This is a genomic window from Ruegeria sp. C8 (assembly GCF_056537565.1).
This window is the reverse complement of sequence record NZ_JBQFRV010000014.1, coordinates 47,826-63,479: the sequence shown is the minus strand read 5'-3', so window position 1 is coordinate 63,479 and position 15,654 is coordinate 47,826. Positions and strand designations below refer to the sequence as shown.

Below are 15,654 nucleotides of genomic sequence, written 5' to 3'. Positions count from 1 at the left end.
AAACCGTTGAAATTTCTGATTTCAGTGCTGCCCGGTTGCCAGATAGGCAGGCCGGGCAGACGTTGAGCGCCTACTTGAGCGGCCATGGCAGGTTCACCATGTCTTGCAGCAGACCTGGCGGGAAATCCCGGTTCAAAGCGCCAGCCATGAAGCACATGAAACCGATGCCACAAGCCGTCAGGAGCAGCGTCATCTGCCAACTGGACCCGGCGCGAATGCGGAAGAATGCGATCAGGAACCCGATCAGGGCGAGGATGAACCCAACAACCCAAGTGGCCGCGATCAGACCTGCAAACCACGCGAGCGTTGACCAAAGTCCGTGCGGCGCGCTTGCATCCTCACCGGCGAGTTCCTTGTCTGCAAAGATCGCGTCACCCTCGGGCCGCCGCATCATCTGGATTAGCAGGATGACGCAGCAGAACAGCGACACGCTACCGATCACAAGCGGGATGATCTTGTCAGTCATGTTGTAGTCAGGGATCATGTTGGCATTGATCAACGCCACGATCAGATAGGCCATGATCACCAGCAGGAAGATCAGCGGCGCGCGCTTGCTACCGGATTTGACCTCACCTTCGGCCATGATCATCTTGGCTTGACGAATGCCAAGAATAACCGAAACCACGGTGACCACGATCAGGACGATGACGATCGGGCTGAAGACGTACTCCATGCCTTCGCCAAAGCTTTTGCGGAAGCGGAAAGAGGCGATCTGGAACGCCTGGTTGGTGAACTTCTCAACCGGGTTGGACAACACGAATCCAATCAGGAAGGCCGGGCGTGACCAGTCGAAACGGCGCAGGAAAATGCCGATCAGGCCGATGACAAACAGGGCCAGAAGGTCTTCGAAATTCTGACCGGATTGGAATGCCGCAAAGCTGATCAGCATGAACAGAAACGGCGCCAGATAGGTGAAGCGGATCGTCGTTAGTTTGGCAATCCCGCCAGAGGCCGCGATACACAGGATGGTGCCCACCACGTTGGCAAGAGCCAGCAACCAGACAATCGAATAGGTGATATCGAGATTATCCTTGAGCATGCTCGGACCAACCTCGATATCGCCAGATCCCAACAGCGCAACTGCGCCGATAAAGATCGCCATCGAACCCGAGCCGGGGATGCCGAATAGCAGCGTTGGGACCAACCCCCCGCCCTCCTTGGCATTGTTCGAGCTTTCCGGCCCGATGACGCCACGCACTTCGCCCTTGCCGAAGTTGCTTTTGTCTTTGGTCGATTGAACCGAGTGGCCATAGGCAATCCAGTCAACAACCGAACCCCCAAGGCCGGGAATGACACCGACAACCACGCCAATGATCGAACAGCGGACCGACAGCCAAATGTTCGCAGCCCAGTCTTTGACGCCATCAAACCAACCCGCTCCCAGCGAAGCGCCCTTGGCAATGGATCGGTCTTGACGCAGCAGCGAGACGATTTCCGGCACCGCAAAGATACCCAAGCCAACGATGACCAATTTCAGACCGTCGGTCAGGTAGGGAATGTCATAGGTGGCCATACGCAGAGAGCCACCCGCGTCGGCCTCACCAATCGTGCCAACCATCAGGCCCAACCCGGCAGCGGCGACGCCTTTCAGCGGGATACGCCCGGCCAGAATGGCGACCATCGACAGGCCAAGAATTGTGATCATCAACATCTCGGGCAGGCCGAAGGCCAGAACGATGGGTCGCGCGATCAGGATGAACATGGTCAGGAAGGTCGCGCCGACTAAACCGCCAAACAGCGATGACGCAAAGGCCGCTGACAATGCCCGCGCAGCCTCACCCTTTTTCGCCATCGGGAAGCCATCCAGCACAGTCGCCTGCGAGGCGGAACTGCCGGGGATGCCCATAAGAACTGATGCGAAAGTGTCAGAGGTCGGAACAACAGCAACCATTCCGATCATCAGCGCCAACCCAAGGATAGGGTCCATGCCGAACATGAAAGGCAACAACAAAGACAGACCAGCGATACCGCCAAGTCCGGGGAAAACACCTACGGCCAGTCCCATAACGACACCGAGAATAAGATATCCCAGAACAATAGGTTGCAGGATCAGACCCCACGCATCACTGAGCGCAGGAAGAGCGGTGGCGAAAACCTCCATAGCGGCCGCCTTTCATAAATTGTCTTGTGTTTGGAAAAGCGCGCGCCCGACATTGGGACACGCGCGGTGGTGTCTGGGCTTAGTTCAGCTCGACACCATAGGCTTCTTTGAGCCAGTTCAGAACGTAGGCTTTGGCGTTGTCGTCGACATTTGTTGCGGTTTGCAGCGCCGCCTTAGAGCCGTCACCTACGAACACGGGGTACTTGCCGACACGCTTTGACGAGATTTCGGCAAAGTCGCCGCGCTCGGTTACAGCCTGGAATGCGGCGGTGTATGCGTCGACCACTTCCTGAGGTGTATCACCCGGAAGGAAGGCTAGCTTTTGAACCGGGAAACCGGCTACAAAGAATGCTTTCCAAGCATCCCATGCCTCACCACTGGTTTCACAACCATCGGTGGCTTCGCAGACTTCCTTGAACGTCGGGATGTCCGGGAAGGTCGGGTCACGGACGATATTACCGTCTGCATCCAGAGCACCCCAGGTCATCATCGGCACAGCCTGACCGGATTCAACCAGCGGGGCCGAACCACCCAGATAGCCGGACGAGGTCTGATAATCGATGTTAGCTTCACCGCGTTCGAACATCAGGCGACCATCGCCGCGGCCTTTGATCCCAAAGACAGGCTCGACATTCATGCCCAGCATTTGCCAGGCCAGCAGCGGCACGAGGTCCAGTCGGGTTGCGCCCTGCGAGCCATAGATGAAGTTGGTGTCTTTCAGCGCGTTTGCGGAGCCATCAAACTTTGCTCCATCCTCGGCGTTCAGATAGGCAACACCACCGGTTCCCGACGCCATAACCGGAATCCAGTCGTTGTATTCATAGCGCACGCGCGGATCGCTCAGCAGATACGGGAATTGAGTTGAACCGGAGGTGCCAAACAGCAGCGTTCCATCGTCGTGGCTCTGCTCTTGAAACCAGTTTGCGCCTTTAGTCGAACCAGCGCCTGGCATGAATTTGACGACAACAGTCGGTTGACCCGGCAGTGCTTCGGACAGAAGCGGCGCAAAGAAGTTGGCCCATTTGGCGGATCCGCCCGTTTCCGAGAATGGGATAACCCATTCAACGGTCTTGCCCGAGAAATCGACCTCGGCGGCGGCAGGTGCGGCGATACCGGCGGCGGCGATCAGCCCCACGACCGCGCGACGGGTGAAGTTGGAAATGGTCATTGGTTCCTCCCTGTTGACCAGACAACCACGCTGGCGCCCTCTGCGCCACCGTGATCGCAAATAGAACTGTGGGGTTGATTCCCCCTCCCATCTGGCAATCATGGAGCGCCAACCTTGCGCGAAACTTGCAGGAGACTCGATGCGGATCGTCATCGTCGAAGACAACGAGACCCTCGCCAACGCCATTGCTTATCGTCTGCGTGACCGCGGTCATGCGGCAGAAGTGCTTACGGATGGCGACGAGGCTGACTTGTATCTTGCGCAAGAGGGTGCCGACTTGGTTGTTCTGGATATCAATTTGCCCGGACAGTCAGGACTGGAGATCCTGAAATCTCTTCGCAATCGTGGTGACGGCGTACCAGTGATCTTGCTGACGGCACGTGCCGAAACAAGCGACCGGGTTTCGGGGTTGGATATGGGCGCCGATGATTACCTGGTTAAGCCGTTCGAAATGGACGAGTTGGAAGCACGCATCCGAGCGCTTTCTCGACGCAAAGATCTCGACTACGGCGCAAAGGAGAGCATTGGTGGCCTGGAATTCGATCGCGCTGCCCGTCAGGTTAGTGTGCAAGGCGAAGTTCTGGATATTCCGCGGCGGGAAATCGCGGTTCTTGAATGCCTGTTAGAGCGCAGGGGCAGAATTGTTCCCAAAAGCCAACTTACAGACTATGTCTATGGCGTCGGTGCCGATGTCGAGGCCTCGGCCGTTGAGCCTCATGTGTCTCGGCTGAGAAAACGTCTTCAAGATCTCGGTATTAGAATTAAGACAGCTCGTGGTCTGGGATATCTGCTTGAGGTGCAGAAGTGATCAATCACGGCTCGCTCAGGTTAAGACTTTTCATTCTTATCCTAACCCCGTTGGTGCTAATTGCCGCTCTGCTTGGTCTTTGGCGTTTTATGATTGCGCAGAATACGGCTCAAGAATTGTTCGACGACAGCCTTTTATCTGCTGGCCTCGCAATATCGCGAGATGTTGCGATTTCGGGGGGTGATGCGCTTTCACCAACGACACGCAGCATGATCCGCGACGCATCGGGCGGAGAGATTTTTTACCACGTAACGGGACCCGGTGGCATCTATGTGACAGGCTATGCCTACCCACCGGCAGCCACCAACCCGTCTACTCAAGAGGTGTACAAGCCGCAGTTTTTCGAAGCGCTCTACCGCCAAGAACCAGTTCGCGTTCTCAAGATGACGGAAAGAGTAACGATAGAAAATCTCATCGGAGATGCGACAGTTACAGTCTGGCAACGTATGGCGGATCGCAACGCTTTCGCAAATGAATTGTCAATCCGCGCTGGAATTCTTATGGGAATTCTGCTGGCCACCCTCGCCATTGTGGTATGGTTCGGCGTCGCGCGTGGTCTGAGGCCCTTGTTGGATTTGCAGGACGCTATTGACTTGCGTTCACCAGATGACCTCAGTGAGATCAAGCGCCCCGTCCCCATCGAAGTTCAAGGAGTTGTCAGAACCCTGAACCGACTTTTTGGACAGGTGGAAAACAGTATCAACGCCCATCAAGTGTTTATATCCGAAGCTGCGCATCAACTGCGGAATCCGGCGGCGGCCGTGCAGTCAATGGCCGAAGCGCTGCAGGATGCGAAAACAGCTGACGACCGAGAAAAACGCATCTCAGAGCTTGTGGCGGCGGCAAAAAACTCAGCAACAGTGGCAGAACAGCTGTTGTCACTTGAGAGGCTTAGGCAACCGACGCACCAAGACCAAATGGATAAAATTGACTTCCGCTCGGTCGTGGAAGAGGCCTGCGCGGAGATGGGCGTTCACATCCTCGCAAAGGGTATTGAATTTGATGTCACGATGCCTGAGACGGTGGTCGCGGTACTCGGCGACCGTATCTTTCTGATTGAAGCTCTAAAGAACCTATTGGACAACGCAATCAAACACGGTGGCCCAAAGTTGAGCCAAATCTCAGTAGTGCTGCAGTGTGAGGGCAAACACGTTGAGCTAACGGTGGCCGATGACGGGGCTGGCCTTTCGCCGAACCAAAGCGAAGCAGCATTCAATCGATTTTCTCAGTTAGAACATTCCGAGGGCAGCGGACTAGGGTTATCCATCGTCTCGGCAGTGGCGCAGAGGCATGGAGGAATAGTCGAAATCAACCAAGTCGATAGAGGAGCAAGCATTACCCTTAAGCTCCCCATAGCCCTGTAAGCTGTTTCTAGTTCTGCTCGGAACCCAAAAACAGGCATCTCGTGGAATTGGCTGGTCTATGTGAATCGAAAGACTACAAAGCGGGACAAAACGGTCATCTGTTTCAATCCGGAAAGAAAAGTTTCCAGCTATTAGAGCTGGATGATCGCTGCTACGATTAAACGAAGCCATTTTTCTTCGATTGGGAATTTTATGAAAGTCAATGCGCTTTTGATTTCGGCTCTCTTCGTCAGCAGCTGTATTGCACTATGGGGTGTTGCCGACCCGCATGGCTTGGGTTCTGTCTCCTCAAGAATTGTCACTATCCAGTTCGAAAGCCGAGGCTGGTTCATAATGCTCGAAGCCAGCGCACTTTTGTTGCTGGCAATCTATTTCGCAGTTTCCAAGTACGGCTCTATCCGAATTGGACCCGAAGGTTCAGAGCCCGAGTTTTCGACTACAGCTTGGATTGCAATGCTTTTCGCGGCTGGTATGGGAGTGGGCCTGCTGTTTTTTGGCGTATCAGAGCCACTAACCCACTTTTCGGTAATACGCGATTTTTCTTCCGATCCAGAAGCCGCAAGGCTCGCCATGTTCGTAACCTATTTGAACTGGGGGTTCCACGCCTGGGCCATCTACGGTGTCGTTGCACTGATAGTTGCCTATTTTGCGTTTCGACGTGAACGTTCGTTGCTGCTAAGCGCTCCGTTGCTGGACGTGTACGGCGAGAAAACTTGGACCCGCGGGTTGGCATGGTTGTTCGATTTCTTATCGGTCGTCGCCATAGCCGTTGGCCTAGCGGGTTCGTTGGCCATGGGTGTGTTTCAAATTCAAACAGGACTGGCAGGGGTTCTTGGAATACCAAATTCTCCTTATCTAACGGCAATTATTTTTTCCGCCATGTGCGTTGCTTTCCTTATTCCTCTGAGACGTGATCTAGGAGAAGGAATGTCAAAACTGTCAAACTTGGCGATGGCGATCGCGATCAGTCTTTTGGTTTTTCTACTTGTCGTCGGTCCCACGTCTTTTGTGATGAATTCGATCGTCTCGGGTTTTGGACGTTATGTTTACAACGTCATACCTGCCGGTTTTTCGACAACAGAATTTTTCGATCAGAGCATTTCCACCTGGTTTCAAGACTGGACGCTTAATTACATGATCTGGTGGCTTGCATGGTCTCCATTTGTCGGCATTTTCATTGCACGCATTTCGCGGGGGCGCACAATACGCGAGTTTCTGGCCGGGGTCATAATTGCGCCCACTCTTTTTTCGATTTTCTGGTTTGGAGTGCTCGGCGGTGTAGGTTTTTTTGATGTTTTGGATGGAAGTGGTCATCTTCTTGAGGTCAACGAAAAGAGCCTTGATGCGACGACATTCGCTCTCCTGCAACAGTTTCCATTGAAGTTTATCACGCAGATAGCGACGATAACTGCCGCTTTCCTCTTTGTTGTAACGAGCGTCGTGAGCGCAGGCTTCACACTTGCAATGATTGGAACAGGCGGAGACGAAAACCCCTCGCCGAGCGTTCGAACCATCTGGGGGATAGTTCTAGGCGCCTTGGGTCTAGCCATGATCCTCGTAAATGATGTTTCACTTGTCAGATCTATTATCGCACTCTCGGCAATTGCGTTTGTATTCATCGTGCCAATACTTGTGATCTGTCTCCTCAAGTCGCTTTCAAAAGAGGCCACCAAATGACAGGTTCTATCGTCGATACGGTTTTGAACGTATCTGTTTTCTTGTACGTTGGTTTTTTGATCTGGCTCGCGCTTAATCGCGTTTAGAAATTTGTGTTTGAAGCGACTCTCGTCTGGAGCCGGTGCTCTGAGGAACTGAGTGTTTTGGACTTAGGACGCTCACTCGCTATATATCGCGTCAATGTCCGCCGTGCTGGCCGAATTTACCGCAAAATTTTGGCAAATCTCTCCGAGCCAGTATCTGTCGTATTGGATAGAGAGAGTTGTACCATAGAGCGAGTCACTATAAGTTATCGCCGCTCTAGTTCGGTGTTGTTGTCTCAATAAATGCACACTGCACGCTATGATTGGTACTGGGATGACAGAGAGGTTTTTTTTCCGAAAAGTGACAGCCGTTCGCAGCGGCTAAAAAACTAAACATCTTCATGCAGCAAGTGCGATAAACTAACTACGCGCACAGGTTCACAAAAGGGCTATTTCATTTTGTTAGCAAGCACAGGCGTTGCTGTCGCGTTTAGACCGCTCGAAACACCGCTGTGACGCATACTGAATACAAAACAAACCCTCATCTAGTAGACCTACAGCACAGCCACCAAAGAGTGAGATAGCTAACTATAAATCGGCGACCATCGCAGTCTCGACGGCATGTACACCTATACCGACGATAATGCCTGCAAAGATAAGCCCAACAAATGCGTTAACAACCGATAAAGCCCGGCTCGTGGGTTTCTCAGGCCTAATGTCTCCGTAGCCAACCGTAGTTGCGTTTATGAAGGCATGGTAAAGGCTCACCCCGGTCGACCAGCCTTCGATCCGGCCAATTGATACCCCAAGCACGCACACCAAAACCAACAAGAATACGAGTATCGGTGACAGGTAGATCAGGTCCCAAAGGAAAACTGATAGAAACGTGCAAATGTAGCTGGCGTCGCAACCCATAGCGAACCTCTACCTCACTGCCAGTTGTGGGCCTAGTTGAATACCAATGTCTTAACAGGAAGCAGAATGGCCTGTGCACGCAAGACAATTGCATTTGCTATTCCCATACCATCCACAATCCTTGCAATGAAGGCAGACAGGCCCGTGATCTCACCAGCGTCGATCTCCTTTGCTCTGCTCGTATAAGCAACACCAACGCACGCACTACCGGGCGGGATGCTATCAAGATGCTCTGGAAAAATAGGTGCTAGGAACGCTGTAACTGTACCGGGTCGCGCTCGATCCTGCTGATCCAGCAGCGCATCGCCCGGTCGGAACTGCCCCGCAGCAATCGCCCCTTGCACGTCATCCACAACCATCGGGACTATGGTCAACGGTTTAGACGCGCAGGTGATTTCCACCAGCATACCCGGCCTTAGTACGCTGGCAGAAATCTGACCAAAAGCCGCGATAAAGCGCCCCTGTCCCGTAACCTCAGGCACCAAAATCCCTGCAGGGCGTAGTATTGGATTAACGATATCACCTGGCTTGAGGAGAAATTGCGTTACCGTCCCATCCACCTCGGCAAATACGGTGGATTTTGATATCTCGTTCTCAGCCTCTCTCAAAACCGCACGCGCAGTTTCAAGCTGTGCAGGGAGAAGGGTGGTTTGGCGCAATTTGGAACCGTCTAACGAGGCAATAGCGGCTGCGCGCTGACTTTCTGCGCCGGTCACTGCGGTTTGCAACCGTTCCAGTTCCTGCTTACTAACAACGGTGTTGTTTCGCTCCGCAAGCTCCAGGCGTCGCTCCAAATCACTCGTCGCCTGAGCAAGGTCAGCTTCTGTCGCCTCAACCCTGGCGGTGGCACTCACAACTTCCGTTGCGGTCAGGCCTAAAGCCGCCTCAATCTCCTCGATACGTCGCTGAGCCGTTTCTGCTGCTGCCTCCTGCCGTGTGGTGTCCAGTCGGAAAATCGGCTCGCCAGCCATAACGTCCTCATTATTGGCAACGTAGACTTCCGCGACCCGCCCCACGCGATCCGACAGAATGGTAACTGTGCGAAATGCAGCTGAGACATTCCGCGTTGAAGGGTGGAAATAGAAGATCACCGTGATCAGCGTCACAGCCAGTATTGCACAGGCGGTCAAACCCCACCGCAATTCATACCAGACATTGAAGAGGGTAATTTCCTGGCCCCACCGCTTGCCCTGCTTGTAGCGGCGATAAAGGTAGTCCGGGACGATTGTGATCAGTGCAGAGAAGACCAACTCAAGCATCGTCGCTCTCCGAGATGTCTACTTCGGTCTTGAGCGGAAAGATTTCATGCAAGGGCACGGCGGCGATCAGAATTGCTGCGATCCAAAAAGCGTTGTTGAGGGTGAAGAGAGAGATCAGCCCAAGCACACCGACCAACTGCATTTGCACTTTGTGAGCACCTGCTGCCATGCGGTCTGGAATGGCCTGTACGGTGAAGTAAAGCGCACCAAAACCCATCAGCACTATGACTAGAACCAACCCAACAACGATCAGAAAACCGTCTGTCTCCCCCGGGGGTGTTACCCAAAATGGGAGCCTTGCCATTGCCTCATCAGAAATAGAACTGTTCACCTGCCCCACCCCGCCTTCAAGCGATCACATTCAAATATAACTGATTGAAATCAAAAAGACCAATCTCGCTGCAGATAGCGAAGTGGCTTTAATACGGCTTAGTACGGCGTGAGTAAGGTAGTTGCCGAGCAGATCCGCACACAACTGTTCAACTTCGTTCGCAACACTTCAAAACGGAAGAAGCAGTAGGTCTGAACAGTAGACCAAGCAGGGCACCAAAGAGGTTTGTATGCTTTGATGTGCACAGCTTTGCGGAAGAGGTTGTGCATATTGGAGTGTGACAATAAGGTGAGACACACCGCAAACCAACACACTACAATAGCTTTTACTATCAGTGCATTAGTCGTTCGGCGGCATTTCCCCTAGGCTCCACCAATTCTCAGATCACTATCGGTTTCTTTATGCTCTCTTGAGCAGGGATGAGCGAGTCTCGTTAGCATTGACACCGACAGAAGAAATACCCGGTCTCTCGCTTCAGAAAAAGTGCAAACCGCTACTGTCACTTCGCCTAACTAGCCCGCGCCTGACAAAATGTTGTCGGACCTTGGCTCTTTCCTGCACCGCCCTCTTGTGCCAACTTGCGCCAGAAAAAGGGGAGAGAGCTAGTGGCAATCACGACCTGTATATTTGACGCTTATGGCACATTGTTCGATGTGGCGGCTGCGGCACGTCAGGCCGCTGTAGAGCCGGGCTTTGAGGCGCTCCGCGATACTTGGCCGGACCTGGCAAATCACTGGCGGCTCAAGCAATTGCAATACACATGGCTGCGCGCCGTCGCAGACGCTCATTGCGATTTCTGGGATGTCACACAAGACGGGTTGGACTGGGCGCTCGAGGCGACGGGGCTGCACGGGGATGCCAAGCTGCGCCAGCGGCTGCTGGATCTTTACTGGGAGCTACGCGCCTATCCCGAGGTGCCCCAGATGCTACAGACGCTGAAACAAGGCGGGCTGCAAACCGCGATTCTGTCGAACGGGTCGCCTCCCATGTTGGATGGCGCGGTGCAATCGGCCGGTATTGGCGATGTTTTGGACGATGTGCTGTCGGTAGAAAGCGTCGGTATCTTCAAACCCCACGCCAAGGTCTATGATCTTGTGCAGGGCCGGTTCGGATGTGCCCGAGATGAGGTTCTGTTCGTCAGTTCCAACGGTTGGGACGCTGCAGGGGCCAGCGGTTACGGCTTTGTGACCGCATGGGTCAATCGCGCGGGCGAACCGATGGATCGACTGCCGTGGAAACCAGCGCATGTTTTGTCTGACCTAACCTCAATCCCCGAACTGGCCGGGCTATAATGGCTGAATTCAAGACGTCCGACGGGCTTCGGCTGCACTATGAGGATAGTGGCGCAGGCGTTCCTCTTCTTTGTCTGGCCGGACTGACGCGCAACGGGCGCGATTTCTCGCTGCTTGCTCCGCATATGGCCGATGCCCGCCTGATTACATTGGATGCGCGAGGGCGCGGGCAGTCGGATCATGATCCGAACCACACGAACTACAACGTCCTGCGCGAAACTCAGGATGTTATCGAGCTGCTGGACCATCTGGCCCTTGACCGAGTAGTTGTTTTGGGCACGTCGCGCGGCGGGATGAATGCGATGACGCTCGCGACACTGCAGCCGGACCGGCTGGCAGGCGTGATCCTCAATGACGTGGGTCCGGTGATCGAACCCTCAGGTATCGCTCGGATCATGGATTACGTGGGCGTCGCACCCACCTCAAAGACCTATAATGAGGCCGCCGCGGTACTGAAAGCGGTGATGGAGCCGCATTTCCCCGGCGTCCCGCTGGAGGTTTGGCGCATACAGGCCGAGAACCAGTATCAGGAAACGCTTGAGGGACTAGCCTTGCGCTATGACCCAGCCCTGCGCACGGCCCTGATAAAACAAGCCGCAGCCGGCCCCGTGCCGGATTTGTGGCCCTTCTTCGAGGCGCTACAGGGCATTCCGACGGGCGTTCTGCGCGGCGCAAACTCGGACATCCTCAGCCAGGAAACACTGAAACAGATGCAGGCCCACCACCCTGGCCTTATCACGGCTGAAATCCCGGATCGCGGCCATGTGCCCTTTCTGGACGAGCCGCAATCCCTCACCGTTATCCGCAAGATTCTGGACCAAGCATGAGTACAATCGACCTGATCGAAGCCGCCGCCCATCGGCTGCAAGGGCATGTCCGCGTGACGCCACTTCTGACCTCGCCCTTTCTTGACGAAATTGCTGGGCGCCGGGTTCTGGTTAAACCGGAATGTCTGCAACACACCGGCAGCTTCAAATTCCGCGGCGCGTGGTCGGCCATCTCGGCGTTGAGCGAGGCGGAAAGACAGCGCGGTGTGATCGCCTATTCCTCGGGCAATCATGCGCAGGGGGTGGCCTTGGCGGCGGCGAAGCACGGAATCTCCTCGGTCATCATCATGCCTTCGGACGCGCCGAAGCTGAAGATCGACAACACGCGTGCCTTGGGCGGTGAAGTTGTTCTTTACGACCGAGCCAAGGAAAGCCGCGAAGAGATCGGCAATGCACTGGCCTCAGAACGCGGCCTGACCCTGATCCGCCCCTACGACGAACCCCAAGTCATCGCGGGGCAAGGCACCGCCGGGCTCGAGATCGCGCGACAAGCCAAAGCCGCGGGCGTGACCGAAGCCGACGTTCTGGTCTGTTGCGGCGGTGGCGGGCTGACCTCAGGCATCGCGCTTGCGCTTGAGTCCCACGCCCCTGGCCTGCGTGCCCGCCCGTGTGAACCAGACGGGTTCGACGACGTCAAGCGCTCGCTGGAGGCGCGGCAGATCAAAAGCAACCCTTCAACTGCTGGCAACATCTGCGACGCAATCCTGACACCGCAACCGGGTGACATTACCTTTCCGATCCTCAACCGCCTCTGCGGCCCCGGCCTATCGGTGACGGAGGACGAGGCGCTGCACGCCATGGCGCTGGCCTTTTTGCGCCTCAAGATCGTGTTGGAGCCGGGCGGCGCGGTGTCCCTGGCCTCGGCCCTCTTCCGCAAAGACCAGATCGAAGGGGATGACGTGATCGTTGTCGCTTCGGGCGGAAATGTTGATCCCGGCGTCTTTACGCGTGCGTTGGAATTCCTGACCTGACATCCATATCGGGTTTGTGCAATCTGCACGCAAAGGCCGAGCAAGGAACCAAAGAATGACGATCGCTGATCTGGGTGGCGTTCAGCTAAACTACCGGATTGATGGCGTGCCGGACGGTGCGCCCATCGTGTTTGCAAACTCGCTGGGTACCAATCTGCACCTGTGGGACGATGTGCTGCCACATCTGCCCGACAGGCTGCGGATCATTCGCTATGACAAGCGGGGCCACGGACAATCCTCGGTCCCGCCTGCGCCTTACGCCATGGGCGCGCTGATCCGCGATACCGAGGCGCTGCTGGATCACCTCGAAATTCGGGATTGCGTCTTCGTTGGCTTGTCGATTGGTGGTATGATTGGCCAAGGGCTGGCGGTGAAACGGATGGATCAGGTCCGCGCGCTGGTACTGTCGAACACCGCTGCCAAGATCGGGATGCCGAAAATCTGGCAAGACAGGATGGAGGCCGTCCGAACCGGCGGGATCGAGGCGCTGGCCGATGCGACGATGGAGCGGTGGTTCTCGCGCGATTTTCGGGCCGCCAACCAGCACCTCGCATGGCGCGAGATGATGGTCAGCCAGCCAGTCGAAGGGTATCTGGGCTGTTGTGCCGCCATTGCGGGCACCGATTTTTACACGCCGACCAGCGGCCTGCGCCTGCCCACCCTTGGGATCGCAGGCAATGAGGACGGCTCGACCCCGCCGGATCTGGTACGCGAAACGGTGGACCTGATCCCCGGCTCGCGGTTCGAATTGATGCGCCGGGTGGGCCACCTGCCCTGCGTCGAAAAACCCGCTGAATACGCTGCCCTGTTGCGGCAATTTCTGACCGAGATCGGTCACATCTGAAGGAGCGTCCCTTGGCCGAATTTTTATTGGTCCATGGATCCTGTCACGGCGCCTGGTGCTGGCGCGACCTGATACCCGAGCTTGAGGGTTTCGGCCACTCCGCCCGTGCCATCGACATGCCCAGCCACGGCTCGGACCCGACACCGATCTGCGATGTCACGCTAGAGAGCTGCCGAGACGCCGTGCTCGCGGCCTCAACACCAGACGCGATCCTTGTCGGGCATTCCTGGGGCGGCTACCCGATCAGCGCCGCGGCCGAGGCCGACCCGCACGCCATGCGCGCGCTGATTTATCTTTGCGCCTATATCCCGCAGGACGGGTTGTCTCTTGTCGATATGCGCAGACGAGGTCCTGAGCAAACCATTGGCGATGCGGTCGACAAATCCACCGATGGGCTGTCCTATACCGTGCATCCCGACCGCGTTCAGGATCTGTTTTATCATGATTGCAAGCCCGAGATCCTGCCCTATGCCTTTGCCCGGCTCTGCCCGCAGGCCATCAAGCCGCAGGACACTCCGCTTTCATTGGGGGATCACTTTGATCAGGTCCCAAAGGCCTATATCCGCACCACCGAAGATCACACCATTCCTCCGACCTACCAGAAAGATATGAGCGAGCGAATTCCAGCCCATTTACGGAGGGATATCGACAGCTCACACTCTCCGTTCTTCTCGCACCCGCGGCAACTTGCCCAAATACTGGATGAGCTGTCGGATAAACTTTAGCCGCCTGACGAGACGTCATCCGGGTTGGTGTCTTTGCGCCCTTCCCACATCCTGCTGGCCCCTCTAGGGTGAGCGATGGGTCATATAGCCGGGTTCCATGCGTCTGCCATTTGTCTTTGTTCTTCTGACCGTCATGATTGACGCGATGGGTATCGGCCTTGTGATGCCGATCATGCCGCAACTGATCGTCGAGGTGCAGGGCGGAACGCTTGCCGACGCCGCACTTTGGGGAGGCGTCCTCAGCACTGCCTTTGCCGCCATGCAATTCGTATTCGGTCCTATTCTGGGCAACCTGTCAGACGCCTATGGCCGTCGGCGCGTCCTGCTGGTCTCGTTGTTTGTGATGGCTTTGGACTATGTAGTCATGGCCATCGCGGGCAGCATCTGGTTGCTTTTGCTCGGTCGTATTGTGGGAGGGATCACAGCCGCAACCCACGCGACAGCGGCTGCCTTCATGGCCGATGTCTCGAAACCCGAAGACAAAGCCGCCAATTTTGGCCTGCTGGGCGCGGCTTTTGGCATGGGATTTGTTCTGGGTCCCGTAATGGGCGGCCTGCTTGCCGAATACGGAACGCGTGCGCCTTTCTGGGCGGCTGCAGCCCTTTCAGCCCTCTCATTCGGCCTCGGTCTAATGGTCATGCCTGAAACGGTCACAGACAAAACCCGCCGCGCCTTCAGCTTGCGACGCGCCAACCCTGTCAATGCGCTAAAGGCCATTGCCGCCCTGCCCGGAGTTCGCCCTCTATTGTGGGTCTATTTCCTCTACTCGGTGTCAATCTACGTCTACCCCGCGATCTGGTCCTATTTCACGACCGAGCGTTTCGGATGGTCGCCGCAGATGATCGGGCTGTCTCTCGGCGTCTATGGCATCGGCATGGCCGCCGTTCAGGGCGGTTTGATCAGACCCGCGACGCGTCATCTTGGGGAGCGCATGACCATCATCTGTGGCATGGGTTTTGAGGTCATCAGCTTCGCCCTGCTAGCCTTCCTGACCAACGGCACCATCGCCCTGATGCTTATCCCGATCACCGCCTTGGGCGCCGTGATCACGCCCGCCCTGCAGGCGCTGACCTCGCGCGCGACGCCGGACTCGCAACAGGGTGAACTTCAGGGCGTCCTGACGTCTCTGCACGCCTTGTCAATGGTGATCTCGCCCCTGTTGATGACCAGCGTGTTTGCGTGGTTCATCCGGCCCGACACGTCGCTCTACCTGCCCGGAGCACCGTTCCTCTTGGCATTGATCCTCATGGCCGCCGGGTTTGTCCTGTTTCTGCGCGCTCGACCTGCCGTAGCGTAATACCGACATACCCGTGACGGTTTCCGTCTTGCGAGATGCCAATTCCCGCGCC

The 15,654-nt window shown here is 55.9% G+C and carries 14 protein-coding genes; 9 read left to right on the top strand and 5 right to left on the bottom strand.

Going from position 1 to position 15,654, the window contains the following annotated elements; genetic code table 11:
- Positions 1-70: 70 nt before the first annotated feature.
- Both ACR0KL_RS17340 and ACR0KL_RS17335 read right to left on the bottom strand, forming a co-directional pair.
- On the bottom strand, positions 71-2,101 hold the full coding sequence (locus ACR0KL_RS17340) for a tripartite tricarboxylate transporter permease (RefSeq protein WP_170659840.1): 2,031 nt from the start codon (positions 2,099-2,101) through the stop codon (positions 71-73).
- A 79-nt stretch (positions 2,102-2,180) separates the two neighbouring features.
- Entirely contained in the window at positions 2,181-3,269 is a 1,089-nt protein-coding gene (locus ACR0KL_RS17335; RefSeq protein ID WP_170377047.1) for a tricarboxylate transporter, read from the bottom strand.
- A gap of 139 nt (positions 3,270-3,408) precedes the next feature.
- Here ACR0KL_RS17335 and ACR0KL_RS17330 point away from each other — a divergent pair, with 139 nt between their 5' ends.
- From ACR0KL_RS17330 to ACR0KL_RS17320, 3 genes are all read left to right on the top strand, one after another.
- Positions 3,409-4,077, top strand: coding sequence for a response regulator transcription factor (locus ACR0KL_RS17330; protein WP_170676820.1), 669 nt, complete (start codon positions 3,409-3,411; stop codon positions 4,075-4,077).
- Positions 4,074-5,441 carry a sensor histidine kinase gene (locus ACR0KL_RS17325; RefSeq protein ID WP_480554680.1) on the top strand — a complete coding sequence of 456 codons (1,368 nt, stop codon included), beginning with the start codon at positions 4,074-4,076 and terminating at the stop codon, positions 5,439-5,441. Before ACR0KL_RS17330 ends, ACR0KL_RS17325 begins: the two co-directional genes overlap by 4 nt.
- A gap of 141 nt (positions 5,442-5,582) precedes the next feature.
- Positions 5,583-7,118 carry a BCCT family transporter gene (locus ACR0KL_RS17320; protein WP_480777322.1) on the top strand — a complete coding sequence of 512 codons (1,536 nt, stop codon included), beginning with the start codon at positions 5,583-5,585 and terminating at the stop codon, positions 7,116-7,118.
- A 611-nt stretch (positions 7,119-7,729) separates the two neighbouring features.
- Here ACR0KL_RS17320 and ACR0KL_RS17315 read toward each other — a convergent pair.
- The 3 genes from ACR0KL_RS17315 to ACR0KL_RS17305 are packed head-to-tail and all read right to left on the bottom strand — an operon-like array spanning position 7,730 to position 9,646.
- Positions 7,730-8,056, bottom strand: coding sequence for a potassium channel family protein (locus ACR0KL_RS17315; protein ID WP_170639200.1), 327 nt, complete (start codon positions 8,054-8,056; stop codon positions 7,730-7,732).
- A 32-nt stretch (positions 8,057-8,088) separates the two neighbouring features.
- Positions 8,089-9,315 (bottom strand): HlyD family secretion protein, encoded by a 1,227-nt coding sequence (locus ACR0KL_RS17310; protein WP_170676818.1) that lies wholly within the window; start codon positions 9,313-9,315, stop codon positions 8,089-8,091.
- Positions 9,308-9,646: a hypothetical protein gene (locus ACR0KL_RS17305; RefSeq protein WP_170676817.1), complete on the bottom strand. Its 339-nt coding sequence runs from the start codon at positions 9,644-9,646 to the stop codon at positions 9,308-9,310. Before ACR0KL_RS17305 ends, ACR0KL_RS17310 begins: the two co-directional genes overlap by 8 nt.
- 605 nt (positions 9,647-10,251) lie before the next feature.
- Between ACR0KL_RS17305 and ACR0KL_RS17300 the strand changes: the two genes are divergently transcribed.
- The 6 genes from ACR0KL_RS17300 to ACR0KL_RS17275 all read left to right on the top strand — a co-directional run bounded on the left by ACR0KL_RS17300 (position 10,252) and on the right by ACR0KL_RS17275 (position 15,602).
- Positions 10,252-10,938, top strand: a complete 687-nt coding sequence (locus tag ACR0KL_RS17300) for a haloacid dehalogenase type II (protein ID WP_480777321.1) — start codon at positions 10,252-10,254, stop codon at positions 10,936-10,938.
- A complete protein-coding gene (locus tag ACR0KL_RS17295; protein WP_480777320.1) occupies positions 10,938-11,765 on the top strand; it encodes an alpha/beta fold hydrolase in 828 nt (275 codons plus the stop codon). The genes ACR0KL_RS17300 and ACR0KL_RS17295 overlap by 1 nt, the downstream gene beginning before the upstream one ends.
- Positions 11,762-12,736, top strand: coding sequence for a threonine ammonia-lyase (locus ACR0KL_RS17290; protein WP_480777319.1), 975 nt, complete (start codon positions 11,762-11,764; stop codon positions 12,734-12,736). Before ACR0KL_RS17295 ends, ACR0KL_RS17290 begins: the two co-directional genes overlap by 4 nt.
- Before the next feature lie 55 nt (positions 12,737-12,791).
- On the top strand, positions 12,792-13,580 hold the full coding sequence (gene pcaD / locus ACR0KL_RS17285) for a 3-oxoadipate enol-lactonase (RefSeq protein ID WP_480777318.1): 789 nt from the start codon (positions 12,792-12,794) through the stop codon (positions 13,578-13,580).
- An 11-nt stretch (positions 13,581-13,591) separates the two neighbouring features.
- Positions 13,592-14,305 carry an alpha/beta fold hydrolase gene (locus tag ACR0KL_RS17280; RefSeq protein ID WP_480777317.1) on the top strand — a complete coding sequence of 238 codons (714 nt, stop codon included), beginning with the start codon at positions 13,592-13,594 and terminating at the stop codon, positions 14,303-14,305.
- Between the two features lie 97 nt (positions 14,306-14,402).
- A complete protein-coding gene (locus tag ACR0KL_RS17275) occupies positions 14,403-15,602 on the top strand; it encodes a TCR/Tet family MFS transporter (RefSeq protein WP_480777316.1) in 1,200 nt (399 codons plus the stop codon).
- Positions 15,603-15,654 lie beyond the last annotated feature (52 nt).